We start from the raw sequence: 15,935 nt of genomic DNA on the forward strand, positions 1-15,935 counted from the left end.
TCGGCCGTCAGGCGAGCAGTCCGTCGAGCAGGCCGTCGAGCGCGGACTTGATCCGCTCGACCCCCACGCCGCACTCGCGCATCCGGTAGGCCAGCAGCGGCGCGGCCAGCGGCGCCAGGAGCGCGTCCGCCACGCAGGCGGCGTCCAGCTCCGGCCGCAGCCGCCCGAGGAGCATGGCCAGATGGGCGTGGTAGGCGTCGTAGGCGCCCCCGAAGCGGGCGAACGTGCCGCTGGTCTCGGCCATCAGCAGCAGGTCGAGCTGCGCCACGGTCCGATCGGTGAGCGCGTGCAGGAACGCGCGGACCCGGGCCCCTGGCTCGGCCCCCGGCCCCAGCGGCGGCGGCCCTTCGATGAACGCCGACTGGAACGCGCGCTCGCGCTCGTCGATGAGCGCGTAGGCCAGCCCGGACCGGTCGCCGAAGCGGCGGTAGAGCGTGCCGACCCCCACCCCGGCGGCTGCGGCCACCTCGGCCATCGACAGCCCCTGCACGCCCTGGGCGGCCACGATGCCGGCGGCCGCGGCGAGGATCTTCGCCCGGTTGCGGCCGGCGTCGCTGCGCTCGCGTCTCACGGCCTCCATCCTTGCATACGGAATCGGTTCCGCTTATGGTGTGAAGCGGAACTGATTCCGCTTTGAGGAGGACCCATGGCCAGAATCGCACTGGTGACCGGTGGCAGCAGGGGCATCGGCGCGGCCGTCGCGCGGCGCCTGGCGGCGGACGGGTTCGACGTGGCGATCACCTATGCCGTCGCGGCCGACCGGGCCGCCACGGTGGTGAAGGAGATCGAGGCGGCGGGACGCCGCGCGCTGAGCGTGCGGGCCCAGGTGGCGGACGCCGCCGAGGTGGTCGGCGCGGTCGAGCGCACGGTCGCCGCACTGGGCGGGCTGGACGTCGTGGTGAGCAACGCGGGCATCGCCCCGTACGGCCCGCTGGAGGAGGTGACGCTCGACGAGGTCGACCGCACGCTGGCCGTACACGCGCGCGCGGCGTTCGTGCTGGCGCAGGCGGCGGCGCGGCACCTGACGGCGGGCGGCAGGATCATCACGATCGGCAGCAGCCTGGCCGAGCGGGTGCCCTACCCCGGCTGGACCCTCTACGCGATGAGCAAGTCGGCGCTGATCGGCCTGACCAAGGGCCTGGCCCGCGACCTCGGACCGCGTGGCATCACCGCCAACCTGGTGCACCCGGGCTCGACCGACACCGAGATGAACCCGGCCGACGGCCCGGAGGCGGACGAGGAGCGCCGGTTCACCGCGCTGGGCCGCTACTGCTCACCCGACGACATCGCCGCGACCGTGGCGCATCTCGCGGGCGAGGGCGGGCGTGCCGTCACCGGCGCGTGCATCGCGGTGGACGCGGGGGTAACCGCCTGAGTCACAGGCAGGGGTTGGTGGTGGTGTCGACGACCTTGTCCTTGAGCGAGTCCGGGATCGTGGACAGCACCCGGACGCCGGGCCAGTCCGCGCCGATGACGAGCTGGATCACCGGGCCGGTCAGCTGCGGGCCGGCGGGCTTGTCCGCGGGCTTGCCCTTGTAGGTGTCGGTGGTCAACGGTTTGACCTTGCCCACCACCGGGGTGCGCTTGTCCTTCGACAGCCTGGCGGCCACGGTCTCGCCGTAGGTGGGACCGTTCTCGGCGTCCTTCTTGGCGTAGCGGATCGAGGTGGTGGACGCCGGAGCGGCGTTGCCGACGTGGGTCACCACGAACCCCTGAGCCGCCAGCTCGTCGGCCACCGTGGTGGCCTTGCCCGCCTCGCCGGTGGCGTTCAGCACCTGGACGCGCACCTGCTCGTTCTTGACCTTCTTCACGGTGGGCGTCCCCGGGCTCGCGGCGACGGTGACCTCGACGTCGTCGCGCACCCGGGTGAAGAACTCGCTCGCCGCGGGCTCGCTGAACTGCACCCGGTTCTTGTCGGCCGGGTAGGGCTCGGTGGGGACGGTGATGCCCTTGAGCTCCTTGGCGGTCAGCCCGCTCACACTGTTGGCGATCTCCAGCTGCCGGGAGAGTGAGAGCCCGGTGTCGACGGTCACCGCGCCGGCGCCGGCCCGCAGGAACGCGTCGAGCTTGGCCGGGTCGGTGAGCAGGCCGCCGTCGGTGACCTTCTCCAGCACCTTGGTGAGGAAGACCTGCTGGCGCTGGATGCGGCTGAGGTCGCTGCCGTCACCGAGGGCGTAGCGGGTGCGCACGTAGCCGAGCGCCTGCTCGCCCTTCACGACGTGCTTGCCGGGGCCCAGCACGAACTTCGCCTTGGGGTCGTTGACGGCCTTGGGCAGGCAGATCTCGATGCCACCGATCGCGTCGATGATGCCCTTGAAGCCGGTGAAGTCGACCTTCACGAAGTGGTTGATGTGGATGTCGGTGAGCGCTTCCAGCGTCTTGATCGTGCAGGACTCGCCGCCGTCGTTGAAGGCGGAGTTGATCTGGCCCAGCCCGGCGGGCTTGACCGTGCCGTTCGGCAGGTCGCAGGCGGGAATCAGGACCATGGAGTCGCGAGGGAAGCTGATCATGGTCGCCTTGTCCCGGTTCGGGGAGATGTGCAGCAACATGATCGTGTCGGTGCGCTCACCCAGCCCCTGCGACAGCGCGCCGTACTTCTTGTTGTCGCCCTCGCGGGAGTCCGATCCGATGAGCAGCACGTTGAGCGCGCCGGTCTCGCGCGGGCGGTCCTCGCCCGCATCGATCGGCTTGCGTTTGATGAGGCTGTCCAGACTGCGGTAATAGCCGTAGCCGGACAGGCTGACCACCACGAGCACGACGGTCACGACCACGCTGACCCAGCCGAGCGGCGTCAGCCGCCCCGAAGGTGGCCGGTGCCTGCTCGAACGATGGCCCCGCTCGATCGCCGGAGCGGTACGAGAGTCCTGAACGTCGATATCCCGGTACCCGCCCACGCGTTGCCCTTCACACAATGATCAGGTCGGGCAGCATACTCAGAAATCGGCCCCTCATGAAATGGCAGTGCATGGGACTTGATCCCGATTGATCCCGTAAGTGGCTAGGGTACGTAGATCCATCGCACCCTTCTCAGGAGTCACAGCCCTCATGGCGCATGTCGAACCGCTACGGGAGGACGATCCGGGAACGGTAGGCGCGTACCGGCTGCTCGGTCGGCTCGGCTCCGGCGGTCAGGGAACCGTGTTCCTCGGCGAAACGCCTGATGGCAGGCGGGTCGCCGTCAAGGTGCTGCATGACAGCGCCGGGTTCGACGACAGGCTGGCCAAGGAGATCGCCGCCGCCGGGCAGGTGGCGCCCTTCTGCATCGCCCAGGTGCTGGACGCCTCGCCGGGGCGGCCCGCGTACATCGTGACCGAGTACGTCGAAGGGCCGTCCCTGCAGCAGGCCGGCCGGCACGCGGGCGCCGACCTGCAGCGGCTGGCCGTCGCCACCGCCACCGCGCTCGCCGCCATCCACGAGGCGGGCGTCGTGCACCGCGACTTCAAACCCGCCAACGTGCTGCTCGGCCCCGGCGGTCCTCGCGTCATCGACTTCGGCATCGCCCGCGCGGCCGGCGCGGCGGCCACGGTCAGCACCGGCATCGTCGGCACGCCCGCGTACATGGCGCCGGAGCAGCTGGCCGGGCAGCCGGTCGGGCCCCCCGCCGACGTGTTCGCCTGGGCGTCGGTGATCGTCTGGGCGGCCACGGGCGGGCCGCCGTTCGGCCAGGACACGCTCCCGGCGGTCATCAACCGCGTCCTGCACAACGAACCCCAGCTCGGCGACCTCGCCCACCCGCTGCGCTCCCTCGTGTACGACTGCCTCGCCAAGGACCCCCGAGCCCGCCCGGCCATGCGCGACGTCCTGCTACGCCTGCTGGGCGGCCGGCAACCACAGACCCCCGGCAGCCCGCCCACCCCACCGAACGGCGAATACCCGACGGGCGCGGGCCGGCCCGCCGCAATGAGCGGCGAATACCCGACGGGGGCGGGCGGCAGGCCCGCCGCGATGGGCGGAGGTCCGAGGGGCGGAGGCGGCCCGATGGGTGCGGGCGTCCAGCACGTCCCGGAGGGCTGGGACACCCGGCACCCGCCGATGGGCGGCGATCCGTACGACCGGCGACCCCCGAGGTCAGGCCCGCCGAACGGCCCTCACCCTCCGCACGGGCCGAACGGCCCTTACCGTCCCCACGGGCCGAACGGTCCCAACCCTTCGCACGGGCCGAACGGTCCCTATTCCCCGTACGGGCCGATGGGCGGCGCTGATGGCCCCTACCCGCCGTACGGCGCGAAAGGGGTGGGGCGTTCTTCGTCGCGGGGGCGGAAGGGGGTCGGCGTCGCGGTGGCGGCTGGGGTGGCGGTCGCCGCCGTGATCGGCGGTGTCGCCTGGGTCGTGCCCTGGCCGGGGCCGTCAGGACAGGAGACGCTGGCGGCGCCCTCCACCAGCCCTTCCACGCCCACCGCCGCGCCGACCACGCCCACTCCCTCGCCCACCGGCTCCACCCGCGCCAGGAAATCGCCCACGGCCGCTCCCCGGCGCACGACCACGGACAAGCCCGCCGCCCGGCCCACCCGCACGGCCGAACCCTCGCCCTCGCCCTCGCCGCGGCGCACGAAGGCGGCGTCGCCGAGCGCGACGCCCGAGCCGACCAGGAAGCCGGTCACGGCCAGGGTCAGCATTCTGCAGATCAAGCTGAGCGGCGGCCCCGGACAGGCCGACGCCGACGGCTGTCTCATGCCGCCGGTGCACTTCCAGACGTACGTGGAGTCCAGCCGCCAGGGCGTGTGGATCTCGTACGCCTGGCAGGTCGACGGCCGGAGCGTGGAGAGCGGCCGGTCGTGGGTGCCTAGGGACGACTACACCGCGTTCGTCACCGCCAAGCAGTACATGCTGGACGCCGGCGGCCACACCGTCAGCCTCCGGATCACCTCGCCCAGCAGCGCGAACAAGAGCGTCTCGGTCGACGTCTGCTCCGTGGACCACTGATGACGATGCCGTCCGCCATCGGCCCGTACCGGCTGATCAGACAGCTCGGCGAGGGCGGCCAGGGGGTCGTCTACCTGGGTGCCGCCCCCGACGGCACCCTGGTCGCCGTCAAGGCGCTGCGGGAGGGGGCCACCGGCGACGGGCGCTTCGCCAAGGAGGTCGCGGCCGCCCGCCGGGTGGAGCCGTTCTGCGTCGCCCAGGTGCTGGACGCCTCGCTGGGCGGCCGGCCGTACATCGTGACCGAGTACGTCGAGGGGCCGTCCCTGCAGCAGGCCGGCCGGCACGCGGGCGCCGACCTGCAGCGACTGGCCGTCGCCACCGCCACCGCGCTCGCCGCCATCCACCGGGCGGGCGTCGTGCACCGCGACTTCAAACCCGCCAACGTCCTGCTGGGACGGGACGGACCGCGCGTCATCGACTTCGGCATCGCCCGCGCCATGGACGCCGCGCTCACCGCCACCAGCAGCGTCATCGGGACGCCCGCGTACATGGCCCCGGAGCAGCTCGCCGGGCAGCCGGTCGGGCCGCCGACCGACGTGTTCGCCTGGGCCTGTGTCATGGTCTACGCGGCTTCCGGCGCGCCGCCGTTCGGCAACGACTCACTGCCGGCGGTGATCACGAGGATCCAGTACGACGAGCCACGGCTCGGCGAGGTGCCGGAGCCGCTGCGCTCGATCCTGTACGCCTGCCTGGCCAAGAACCCCGCCGCCCGCCCCGCCATGCAGGACGTCCTCTTCCAGCTCATCAGCGGCCGGCCCACCACCCCCGGCCCAACCCACCCCCATGAGTACGGCCCCACACCCAGCACAGCCCACCCCGGCGGGTACGGACCCCCACCCGACGGAACCCACCCAGGTGGGTACGGCCCCACACCCAGCGCAACCCACCCCAGCGGGTACAACCCCCACCCGGGCGCAGCCCAATCCCACGGGTACGGCCCCCACCCGGCCCAACCCGATGGGTACGGACGCCCGCCCGGTACAACTCACCCTCATGGGTCCAGGCCCACCCCCGTGGCCTCGCGTAACAGGGGCGGTCTGGCCTTGCTCGCGGGTGGGACGGCGCTTGTCGTCACGGGTGCGGTGGTCGCCGTGTGGGTGTGGCTGCCCGTGACCTCCGGGCGGCCCACCACGGTGACCCTGGACACCAGCCCGTCGTCCGCGACCACCACCACGGCGTCCCCGACCGCCACCGCCCCGAAGCGGTCCACCCGACCCAAGCGCCGAACCCCGCGCCCCACCAGGACCGCGACCAGCACCCCACCGAGCTCCCGCCCCACGACCGCCGGCCCCAAGACCGCCCAGCCCACCGCCACACGTCCCCGGACCACAGAACCCACCGCTACCGCAGGGGGAGGAGTGACCTCCGTGGCCTTCTCCGTCGAGGGCATCCGGGTGGGCGACTGCTGGCGCTCCGACGCCAACCTGTACGCCAAGGTCACGGCCACCGGCCCCTACAGCTACCGCTGGCTGCTCAACGGCCGGAACCAGGGCCGCCAGGCGGGCGGTCCATCGTCGAAGCCCCTGCTCCCCAGCATCGCCTGGGACCAGTCGGGGGGCACGCACCGGGTGGTCTTCCAGGTCGTCACCCCCACGAGCAGTCAGAAGAGCATCACCATGAAGATCTGCGAACCGGGCAAGGGCTGGGGCTACCCGTACGAAGACGAGGAAAGCTAGGGCTCCATGCGAACTCCCTGAATCCCGGGTGTCACCCTCCGTGGTGACGCCATCATGACATCCATGCTCATGACCGAGATCGCACCCCCTCCGGGTGCGCAGGCGGTGGCGGGGCTGCGGGCGCGCACCCGGGCCGCGCGCCGGATCGCCCTCATCGCGCTGACCGGCTCGCTCGCGCTCCTCAGCGCCACCCAACTGCTCGCCGAGCGCGCGGCCACGACGAGGGAGACCCCACCTCTGACGGCCCCAACGCAAGAGGCCCAGCCCTTCGCAGAGCCGACGCCTGAGGCACCGCCCCAGGCAGCCCGAACGCAGAAGCCACTCCCCTCGGCACCGCAGCCCTCGGCGGTGCTGGCGCTGGTGGTCTTCGTCGGCGCGCTGCCCGTGCTGGCCCTCACCCAGGCGGCCTGGGGCGTGCGGGTGCGGCAGACGCGGCGCCGGGAGCATGAGCTGTACGTGGCCCCGCCCGCCTCCCGGTTGCGCCCGCTGAGCAGGCTGGGGATGGCCTGCGGGTGGGCGCTGGTGGTGCTGCTGGGTGGCGCGCTGCCGCGCCTGTTCGCCGACGCCGGCCGGCACGCGGTCGCCACCGTCCTGGCCGACGCCGTCAACGTGCTGGCGATGGTCGCGACAGCAGCAGGGATGTGCTTCTGCCTCTGCTGGGCGCGCGACGCGCTTCGGCGGGCACGGGACGATCCGTGGTGGACACGTAACGCGCGCGGGCGGGCACGGGGCACCACCCCGTGGTCGGCACGGGACGCGCTGCAACCGGCGCGTGACCCGCGCGGGATCCCCGCGCGGGCCGGCCGGGCGGGCGGGGTGCCCGGAGATCCGTGGGATCCCGGTCGCGGCGCGCCCCGGCGGCGGCGGGGCGCGGTGCTGTGGGCGGGGGCGGCCGGGGCCGTCGCGGCCCTGCTGGGAGCCCGCGCCCACTTCTGGACTCCGGCCACCCCCATGATCTACGCCCTGCTCGTCACGACGTTCGCGTGCATGGTGGTTACTGACGAGTAGCATGGGCTCGCAAGCCATCCAGCAACGAGGAGCGAATCCGTGCCTTCCTCTCGTGACGTCGTGTTCGTCGACGGCGTGCGCACGCCTTTCGGCAGGTCAGGGCCGAAGGGGCTCTATGCGGAGACCCGCGCCGACGACCTGGTCGTCCGCGTCATCCGCGAGCTCATCAGGCGTAATCCCCAACTGCCACCCGAGCGCGTGGACGAGGTCGCGATCGCCGCGACCACCCAGATCGGCGACCAGGGCCTCACCATCGGCCGGTCGGCCGCGGTGCTGGCCGGGCTGCCCAAGTCCGTCCCCGGCTACGCGATCGACCGCATGTGCGCCGGGGCGATGACCGCGGTGACGACGGTCGCCGGCGGCATCGCGTTCGGCGCCTACGACGTGGCCATCGCGGGCGGCGTCGAGCACATGGGCCGCCACCCGATGGGCGAGGGCGTCGACCCCAACCCGCGGTTCCTGTCGGAGAAGCTGGTCGACCCGAGCGCGCTGGTCATGGGCATGACGGCCGAGAACCTGCACGACCGCTACCCGTCGATCACCAAGGAGCGCGCCGACGCCTACGCGGCGCTGTCGCAGGAGAAGGTGGCCAAGGCCTACGCCGACGGCAAGATCCAGCCGGACCTGGTGCCGACGGCGATCAGGACGGCCGAGAAGGGCTGGGGCCTGGCGGTGCAGGACGAGGCTCCGCGTCCCGGCACCACGGTGGAGACGCTGGGCGGGCTGAAGACCCCGTTCCGGCCGCACGGCAACGTCACCGCGGGCAACTCCTCCGGCATCAACGACGGCGCGACCGGCTGTGTGGTCGCCGCCGCCGACGTGGCCGGCGAGCTGGGCCTCACGCCGAAGATGCGGCTCGTCTCGTACGCCTTCGCGGGCGTGGACCCGGCGGTCATGGGCGTCGGCCCGATCCCGTCCACCGAGCGGGCGCTGCGCCTGGCCGGGCTGTCCATCTCCGACATCGGCCTGTTCGAGATCAACGAGGCGTTCGCGGTGCAGGTGCTGGCCTTCCTGGAGCACTTCGGGATCGCCGACGACGACCCTCGGGTGAACCCCTACGGCGGCGCGATCGCCTTCGGCCACCCGCTGGCCTCCTCGGGCGTGCGGCTGATGACACAGCTCGCCCGCCAGTTCGGCGAGCGCCCCGACGTTCGCTACGGCATCACCACCATGTGCGTCGGCATGGGCATGGGCGGCACCGTGATCTGGGAGAACCTGGCATGAGCAACCTTGAGACCTGGCGTTCGCTGCTGAGCGAGCGCAACGCGGCCGAAGTGGTCACCAAGGCCCTGGTGCGCGACGTGGAGCTGCCCGGCGGCGCGGGCACGATGGCGCTGATCACGCTCGACAACGGCTTCGACCACACCAAGCCCAACACCTTCGGCCCCCACGGGCTGTTCGCGCTGAACGGGGCGCTGTCCGAGATCGCCGCCCGGACCGATCTGGCGGCGGTCGGCGTCACCGGCAAACCGTTCATCTTCGCCGTCGGCGCGGACCTCACCGGCGCGGCGAAGCTGGCCTCGCGCGAGGAGGCGCTGGCGATCGGCGCGCTGGGCCACCACGTCTTCCGCCGCCTGGGCGAGCTCCCCATCCCGTCGTTCGCTTTCGTGAACGGCGCGGCGATGGGCGGCGGCCTGGAGGTCGCGCTGCACTGCACCTACCGGACGATCTCCGCCGGCGTCCCGGCGGTCGCGCTGCCCGAGTGCTTCCTCGGCCTGGTGCCGGGCTGGGGTGGCACGCAACTGCTGCCCCGCCTGATCGGCCCGGCGAACGCCATCAAGCTCGTCATCGACAACCCGCTGGCGCAGAACCGCATGCTCAAGGGCGCTCAGGCGTTCGAGCTCGGCGTCGCCGACGCGATGTTCGAGCCGGCCGACTTCCTGGAGGAGTCGCTGCGCTGGGCGGCCCGCGTGCTGCAGGGCGAGGTGACGGTCGACCGCCCTGACCACACAGCCGCCGACTCCGGCACCGACTGGGACAAGGTGATCGGCGACGCGCGCTTCCTGGTCGACATGAAGCTGCACGGCGCCTCCCCCGCGCCCTACCGGGCGCTCGACCTCATCTCACTGGCCCGTACGGCGAGCCGCGACGAGGGCTTCGCCGCCGAGGACGAGGCGCTGGCCGACCTGCTGATGGGTGACGAGCTGCGGGCCGGGCTCTACTCCTTCGACCTGGTCCAGAAGCGGGCCAAGCGGCCGACGGGCGCCCCGGACGCGTCGCTGGCGCGCAAGGTCACCAAGGTCGGCGTGGTGGGCGCGGGCCTGATGGCCTCGCAGATGGCGCTGCTGTTCGCGCGCCGCCTGGAGGTGCCGGTCGTGCTGACCGATCTCGACCAGGCCCGGCTCGACAAGGGTGTGGCGTACGCGCACGCCGAGATCGGCAAGCTGCTGGCCAAGGGGCGCGTCTCCGCCGACCAGGCCAACCGGCTCACCGCCCTGATCACCGGCTCGCTCACCAAGGACGCCTTCGCCGACGCCGACTTCGTGATCGAGGCCGTGTTCGAGGACCTGGCCGTCAAGAAGCAGGTGTTCGCCGAGGTGGAGGCCGTGGTGTCCGACACCTGTGTGCTGGCCACCAACACCTCCTCGCTGTCGCTGACCGAGATGGGCGAGCGGCTCGCGCACCCGGAGCGGCTGGTCGGCTTCCACTTCTTCAACCCGGTCGCGGTGATGCCGCTGCTGGAGATCGGCAGGGGCGCGGCGACGGACGACGCCACGCTGGCCACCGCGTTCGCCGTGGGCCGGTCGTTGAAGAAGTCGGCGGTGCTGGTCAAGGACGCCCCCGCGTTCGTGGTCAACCGGCTGCTGACCCGGTTCATGGGCGAGGTGATCACCGCCGTGGACGAGGGCACGCCGCTGGAGGCGGCCGAGCACGCGCTGGACGAGCTCGGCCTGCCGATCACCCCGTTCGCGCTGCTGCAGCTCGTCGGCCCGGCCGTGGGCCTGCACGTGGCCGAGACGCTGCACGAGGCCTTCCCGGACCGGTTCCGCGTCTCCGCCAATCTCGCCAAGCTCGTCGCATCGGGCAAGCCGGGCGTGTACCTGCCGGACTTCTCCCTCGATCCGGAGGCGGTGGCCCTGTTCACGGGCGGCTCCTCCCCCTCCACGGCCGAGGAGCTGCGCCGCCGGGTGCTGGAGGCGCTGGCCGAAGAGATCCACATCATGCTGGACGAGGGCGTGGTCACCGCGCCGCAGGACATCGACCTGTGCATGATCCTCGGCGCCGGATGGCCGTTCCACCTCGGCGGGATCACCCCGTACCTGGATCGGAACGGTTTCTCCGGGTCCCGCTTCCTGCCTGCCGGGGTGGCCTCGCTGCCGGCTTGACCAGCTCTTGAGGAGACCCGCCCGCGGGTCTCCTCACCTCCGGTCGCCCCGCGTCGTAGCGTCTGATGCCGTGCTACGAGGAAAGCGGATCACGATGACGGCCGTCGCGCTGTGCGGAGCCTTTCTGGTGACGGCGGCCGCGACACCGGCGTGCGCCGAACGCGACCCCAAGTCCACCCTGCGCATCGTGCTCGCGGTGAAGCAGGGCGAGACGAAGGCGGTCACGCTCACCTGCGACCGCGCCGGCGGCGACCACCCCGCGCCGCGCGCGGCCTGCCGCCTGTTGCGGCAGGTCCACGGCGATCCGGCCGCGCTCAACGTGACGCCCGGCGCGGTGTGCACGCGCGAGCTGCGCCCGCACGCGGTGGTGGTGGCGGGCATGTGGCGCGGCGAGCCGGTCTCCTTCGGCCGCGTGTACGCCAACGCCTGCTTGGTACACGCCGCCGGCGGGGCGGTCTTCGCCCTCTGACGAGGGGTCAGGGCTTGGGCGAGGTCGGCTCGTAGCCGGCGATCGTGCTGTGACGGTAACCGTAGAAGAAGTAGAGCACGCCGCCCAGGGCCAGCCAGATCAGGAACCTCAGCCACGTCTCGACCGGCAGGTTGAGCATCAGGTAGAGGCAGGCCAGCACGGCCAGCACGGGCAGCAGCGGCACCAGCGGCGCCTTGAACGCCCGGTGCAGGTCCGGCCGGGTGCGGCGCAGGATGATGACGCCCGCCGAGACCACCACGAACGCGAAGAGCGTGCCGATGTTCACCAGCTCGGCCAGCGCGCTCAGCGAGATGAACCCGGCCAGCACGGCCGCGACGGCGCCGACGATCGCGGTCAGCACGGCGGGCGTGCCGGTCCTGGGGTGGACCTTGGCCAGCGCGCGCGGCAGCAGCCCGTCGCGGCACATCGCGAACAGCACCCGGGTCTGCCCGAGCATGAGGATCATCACCACGGTCGTCAGGCCCGCGATGGCGCCGATGCTGATCAGAGCCGCCGCCCAGTTCTGACCGACCGAGGTGAACGCGTCGGCCAGCGGCGCGCTGGAGCTCAGCTCGGTGTACTTCTGCATGCCGACGACGACCAGTGAGACCGCGACGTACAGGACCGTGCAGATCGCCAGCGAGCCGATGATGCCGCGCGGCATGTCGCGCTGCGGCTCGATGGTCTCCTCCGCCGCGGTGGCGACGATGTCGAAGCCGATGAAGGCGAAGAACACGATCGCGGCGGCGGAGAAGATGCCCAGCACGCCGAACGCGACCGGGGTGATGCCGAACAGGACCTGGATCAGTGGCGCGTGGACTCCGCTGCCTGTCTCGGTGGGGGTCGATTCGGGGATGAACGGGGTGTAGTTGGCGGCGTTGATGAAGAACAGCCCCGCCACGATGACCAGCAGGATGACCGTGAGCTTGATGGCGACGATGACCAGGTTGACCCGGGAGGACAGCTTGATGCCCGCGATCAGGATCGCGGTGAGGATCAGCACGATGATCACCGCGGGCAGGTTGACGACCGGAGCCTCGCCCGCCATCCAGCTGGGCAGGTAGATGCCCATCGAGTTCAGCAGCGAGCTGAAGTAGCCGGACCAGCCGACGGCGACCACGGCGGACGCGAGCGCCATCTCCAGCATCAGGTCCCAGCCGATGATCCAGGCGGGGAACTCGCCCAGCGTGGCGAAGGCGAAAGTGTAGGCGGAGCCCGCCACCGGGATGGTGGAGGCGAACTCGGCGTAGCACAGGGCCGCCAGTCCGCAGACAATCGCCGCGATGATGAAGGAGAGCGCCACCGCGGGGCCGGCCAGCTCCTTCGCCACCTGGCCGGTCAGCACGAAGATGCCGGTGCCCACGATCACGCCGATGCCGAAGACGGTCAGGTCGACGGCGGTTAGACGCTTACGCAGCTGGTGCTCGGGGGCCTCGGTGTCGTGCATCGACTGCTCGACACTCTTGGTGCGAAAGATGTCCACCCTCTGCGCCATTCCCGCACAGAGGGTGATCATGCGCCGATCGAAAGTCTTCAGACCCTCTTTCTATGAGGGACTTGACACCTGCGGGCTCCGCCTGGCGACCGCCTCGGTGATCTGACGGGCCAGGCCCTGTCCGGTCAGCCCGATCCGGCCGAGGATGACCCCCCGCTTGGCGTGGTCCAGGAACTCCTGGGGGATGCCGTACGAGCGCACCGGGACGTCGCAGTCGGCGTCGCGCAGCAGGCGTGAGACGGCGTCGCCCACGGCACCGACGCGCCCGTTGTCCTCGACGACGGCGACCAGCCGGTGCGTGCGGGCGGCGTCGGTGAGGGCCTCGTCGAGCGGCTTGACCCAGCGCGGGTCGACCACCGTCGTGGTGATGCCCTGGGCGTCGAGCAGGACGGCGGCCTCCATGCAGACCTGAGCCATCGGGCCCACGCCGACCAGGAGCACGTCGGGGTCGTCGGCGGCGGGCGCGCGAAGGACGTCCATCTCGCCCAGCCTGCCGACCGGCTCGACGCTCTCGGCGACCGGGCCCTTGGGCCAGCGCAGCACGGTCGGCCCGTCGGTGACGTTCACCGCCTCGCCGAGCAGCTCGATCAGGCGCTCGCCGTCGCGCGGCACGGCGACCCGGAGGCCGGGCACCACCTGCAGGAGCGACAGGTCCCACATGCCGTTGTGGCTGGCGCCGTCGTCGCCGGTGACGCCGGCCCGGTCGAGCACCACGGTGACGGGCAGCTTGTGCAGGGCCACGTCCATGAGGAGCTGGTCGAAGGCGCGGTTGAGGAAGGTGGCGTAGACCGCCACGACCGGATGCATGCCGCCGAGCGCCAGGCCGGCGGCGCTGGTGAGGGCGTGCTGCTCGGCGATGCCGACGTCGTAGGTGCGCTCGGGGTAGGCCTCGGCGAAGGCGTGCAGGCCGGTGGGGTGGAGCATCGCCGCGGTGATCGCGACCAGGTCCTCGCGCTCCTTGCCCAGCCGGACCAGCTCCTCGCTGAACACGTTGGTCCAGATGCGGCCCTTGGGCTTCTCGGCGCCGGTGGCGCGGTCGAAGGCGCCGGGCGAGTGGAACTGGTCCTCGTCGTGGTTCTCCGCCGGGCTGTAGCCGCGGCCCTTCTGGGTGAGCGCGTGCACGATCACCGGGCCGCGGAAGTCGCGGGCCTTGCGCAGCGCCGCCTCCATGGCCTGCTCGTCGTGGCCGTCGATGGGGCCGACGTACTTGAGGCCGAGGTCCTCGAACATGGCCTGCGGGGCGATGACGTCCTTGACGCCCTTCTTGAAGCCGTGCAGGGCGTCGTACAGGACGGGCACGTTGCCGATCTTGCCCTTGACGTATTCCAGCACGTCCTCGTAGCGGCGGTCGACCCGCAGCGACGACAGGTGTGAGGCGAGCCCGCCGATCGTCGGCGAGTAGGAGCGGCCGTTGTCGTTGACCACGATGACGACCCGCAGGTCCTTGGCCCCGGCGATGTTGTTGAGCGCCTCCCAGGCCATGCCGCCGGTCAGCGCGCCGTCGCCGATCACCGCGACGACCGTGCGGTCGTGTTCGCGGCGCAGCTTGAACGCCTTGGCCAGGCCGTCGGCGTAGGACAGCGCGGTGGAGGCGTGGGAGTTCTCCACGTGGTCGTGCTCGGACTCCGCCTGGCTCGGGTAGCCCGACAGGCCGCCCTCCTGCTTGAGCGCGCCGAAGCCCTCGGCCCGGCCGGTGAGCAGTTTGTGGACGTACGCCTGGTGGCCGGTGTCCCAGATGACCGGATCGCGTGGCGAGTCGAAGACGCGGTGCACGGCGATGGTCAGCTCGACCACGCCGAGGTTGGGCCCGAGGTGGCCGCCGAATCTGGCGCAGGCGTCGACGAGCAGGTCGCGGACCTCACCCGCCAGCTGTGGCAGCTCCTCGACAGCGAGCCGTTTGACGTCCTGCGGTCCCTTGACCGAGCCCAGCAACCCGCTCACGGATCCGGCCCCCCTCTGCTGTTGTTCGCCGACGGGGACGAGTCTAGTTCGCGGACGCCCCGGTGGCCCCATCAAGGTAAATCCGCCCACCTTTGTCCGCTCTTGGCCTAGTCTTTCCCTCACTATGAACACTCTCCCCATGAAGAAACTGTCGTCACTCCTAGCCGCCGGCGTGGTGCTCGCGCTGGCAGGCGCGGGGACGGCAGTGGCAGAGGCGGCGCCCGCCAAAGCCGAACAGCAGATCATCCAGCAGGCTCAGCAGCAGGTCGCGCCGCCGCGCGGCAAGGCCGCGGCGACGGCCAACCCGCTCTACCGCACCGGACGGCTGGCCGGCTCCCGGTGTTCCACGGGCAGCCTGCCCAGGGGCAGCACGGCCGCGTACAAGCGTTTCCTCTCGCGCGTGACCGACTGTCTGAACCGGTCCTGGGCCTCCCAGTTCCGCAAGGCCGGGCTGAGCTTCAGCAAGCCCAGGCTGCGGATCATCACCAAGAAGGTCCGGACCCCCTGCGGCAACTGGAGCTCGGGCGCCGACGGCATCTACTGCTCCGCCAACCGCACCATGTACATGCTGATCACCAAGCAGAACCTGCGTAACCCGTTCGCGCTGGGCATCACCCGCCTGATGGCCCATGAGTACGGCCACCACGTGCAGCAGGTCTCCGGCATCTGGAACTACTACTGGACCGCCAGGAGCCGTGCCAGCAGGTCCTCTCAGCTCCTGCTCTCGCGCCGGTCCGAACTGCAGGCCGAGTGCTTCTCCGCGGTCTTCATGAACAGCGTCCGCAACACCCTCCCGGTGACGTCGGAGGAGTGGAACCACACCGTGAACTGGTTCCACGAGAACGGCCACAAGGGCTGGGCGCAGAACGACCACGGCAAGGGCCCGACCCAGGCCTACTGGATGACGCGCGGCTTCAACTCCGGCTCCGTCGGCTCCTGCAACACCTGGTCCGCCTCCTCCCGGCGGGTCGCCTAACGCTCACCGCGGCCGCCCCTCACCGGGGCGGCCGCGCGGTGAATGCCAAGGTTACTTAAACAAATCACCATAAAGTGGTCTAAGATCCGCGATCGTGCGAACTCCCCTTATCGCAGCGTCT

At 71.4% G+C, this 15,935-nt stretch carries 12 protein-coding genes; 8 read left to right on the plus strand and 4 right to left on the minus strand.

Annotated features, from left to right (window positions below):
* Nucleotides 1–7: 7 nt before the first annotated feature.
* Nucleotides 8–580, minus strand: coding sequence for a TetR/AcrR family transcriptional regulator (locus tag ACTMTF_RS15670; protein WP_441111284.1), 573 nt, complete (start codon nucleotides 578–580; stop codon nucleotides 8–10).
* A gap of 66 nt (nucleotides 581–646) precedes the next feature.
* Between ACTMTF_RS15670 and ACTMTF_RS15675 the strand changes: the two genes are divergently transcribed.
* Nucleotides 647–1,375 (plus strand): SDR family NAD(P)-dependent oxidoreductase, encoded by a 729-nt coding sequence (locus ACTMTF_RS15675; protein WP_441111285.1) that lies wholly within the window; start codon nucleotides 647–649, stop codon nucleotides 1,373–1,375.
* Nucleotide 1,376: 1 nt separating this feature from the next.
* Here ACTMTF_RS15675 and ACTMTF_RS15680 read toward each other — a convergent pair whose 3' ends face one another.
* Nucleotides 1,377–2,894 (minus strand): LCP family protein, encoded by a 1,518-nt coding sequence (locus ACTMTF_RS15680; RefSeq protein ID WP_441111286.1) that lies wholly within the window; start codon nucleotides 2,892–2,894, stop codon nucleotides 1,377–1,379.
* A gap of 151 nt (nucleotides 2,895–3,045) precedes the next feature.
* Between ACTMTF_RS15680 and ACTMTF_RS15685 the strand changes: the two genes are divergently transcribed.
* From ACTMTF_RS15685 to ACTMTF_RS15710, 6 genes are all read left to right on the plus strand, one after another.
* A complete protein-coding gene (locus ACTMTF_RS15685; protein WP_441111287.1) occupies nucleotides 3,046–4,923 on the plus strand; it encodes a serine/threonine-protein kinase in 1,878 nt (625 codons plus the stop codon).
* The gene (locus ACTMTF_RS15690; RefSeq protein WP_441111288.1) at nucleotides 4,923–6,599 is read left to right on the plus strand and encodes a serine/threonine protein kinase; all 1,677 of its coding nucleotides are present in this window, start codon (nucleotides 4,923–4,925) and stop codon (nucleotides 6,597–6,599) included. The genes ACTMTF_RS15685 and ACTMTF_RS15690 overlap by 1 nt, the downstream gene beginning before the upstream one ends.
* Nucleotides 6,600–6,653: 54 nt before the next feature.
* Nucleotides 6,654–7,607, plus strand: a complete 954-nt coding sequence (locus ACTMTF_RS15695) for a hypothetical protein (protein WP_441111289.1) — start codon at nucleotides 6,654–6,656, stop codon at nucleotides 7,605–7,607.
* 39 nt (nucleotides 7,608–7,646) lie between these two features.
* Nucleotides 7,647–8,831 (plus strand): thiolase family protein, encoded by a 1,185-nt coding sequence (locus ACTMTF_RS15700; RefSeq protein ID WP_441111290.1) that lies wholly within the window; start codon nucleotides 7,647–7,649, stop codon nucleotides 8,829–8,831.
* On the plus strand, nucleotides 8,828–10,933 hold the full coding sequence (locus tag ACTMTF_RS15705; protein ID WP_441111291.1) for a 3-hydroxyacyl-CoA dehydrogenase NAD-binding domain-containing protein: 2,106 nt from the start codon (nucleotides 8,828–8,830) through the stop codon (nucleotides 10,931–10,933). The genes ACTMTF_RS15700 and ACTMTF_RS15705 overlap by 4 nt, the downstream gene beginning before the upstream one ends.
* A 70-nt stretch (nucleotides 10,934–11,003) precedes the next feature.
* Complete coding sequence (locus ACTMTF_RS15710; RefSeq protein WP_441111292.1) at nucleotides 11,004–11,402, plus strand: SSI family serine proteinase inhibitor; 399 nt, start codon at nucleotides 11,004–11,006, stop codon at nucleotides 11,400–11,402.
* 7 nt (nucleotides 11,403–11,409) lie between these two features.
* Here the strand turns inward: ACTMTF_RS15710 and ACTMTF_RS15715 are convergent, their stop codons facing one another.
* On the minus strand, nucleotides 11,410–12,918 hold the full coding sequence (locus ACTMTF_RS15715; RefSeq protein WP_441111293.1) for an amino acid permease: 1,509 nt from the start codon (nucleotides 12,916–12,918) through the stop codon (nucleotides 11,410–11,412).
* A gap of 30 nt (nucleotides 12,919–12,948) precedes the next feature.
* Nucleotides 12,949–14,829 carry a 1-deoxy-D-xylulose-5-phosphate synthase gene (dxs, locus tag ACTMTF_RS15720; RefSeq protein ID WP_441111466.1) on the minus strand — a complete coding sequence of 627 codons (1,881 nt, stop codon included), beginning with the start codon at nucleotides 14,827–14,829 and terminating at the stop codon, nucleotides 12,949–12,951.
* Nucleotides 14,830–14,977: 148 nt separating this feature from the next.
* Here dxs and ACTMTF_RS15725 point away from each other — a divergent pair, with 148 nt between their 5' ends.
* On the plus strand, nucleotides 14,978–15,814 hold the full coding sequence (locus ACTMTF_RS15725) for a neutral zinc metallopeptidase (protein ID WP_397002660.1): 837 nt from the start codon (nucleotides 14,978–14,980) through the stop codon (nucleotides 15,812–15,814).
* Nucleotides 15,815–15,935: the final 121 nt, after the last annotated feature.

Source organism: Nonomuraea sp. ZG12, assembly GCF_052068115.1.
In the GTDB taxonomy this organism is placed as follows: Bacteria; Actinomycetota; Actinomycetes; order Streptosporangiales; family Streptosporangiaceae; genus Nonomuraea.

Excerpts from the sequence above, each read along its gene's own strand:
- ACTMTF_RS15670 (WP_441111284.1), bottom strand. The coding sequence starts at position 580 with ATGGAGGCCGTGAGACGCGAGCGCAGCGACGCCGGCCGCAACCGGGCG.
- ACTMTF_RS15675 (WP_441111285.1), top strand. The coding sequence starts at position 647 with ATGGCCAGAATCGCACTGGTGACCGGTGGCAGCAGGGGCATCGGCGCG.
- ACTMTF_RS15685 (WP_441111287.1), top strand. The coding sequence starts at position 3,046 with ATGGCGCATGTCGAACCGCTACGGGAGGACGATCCGGGAACGGTAGGC.
- ACTMTF_RS15690 (WP_441111288.1), top strand. The coding sequence starts at position 4,923 with ATGACGATGCCGTCCGCCATCGGCCCGTACCGGCTGATCAGACAGCTC.
- ACTMTF_RS15695 (WP_441111289.1), top strand. The coding sequence starts at position 6,654 with ATGACATCCATGCTCATGACCGAGATCGCACCCCCTCCGGGTGCGCAG.
- ACTMTF_RS15705 (WP_441111291.1), top strand. The coding sequence starts at position 8,828 with ATGAGCAACCTTGAGACCTGGCGTTCGCTGCTGAGCGAGCGCAACGCG.
- ACTMTF_RS15715 (WP_441111293.1), bottom strand. The coding sequence starts at position 12,918 with ATGATCACCCTCTGTGCGGGAATGGCGCAGAGGGTGGACATCTTTCGC.
- ACTMTF_RS15725 (WP_397002660.1), top strand. The coding sequence starts at position 14,978 with ATGAAGAAACTGTCGTCACTCCTAGCCGCCGGCGTGGTGCTCGCGCTG.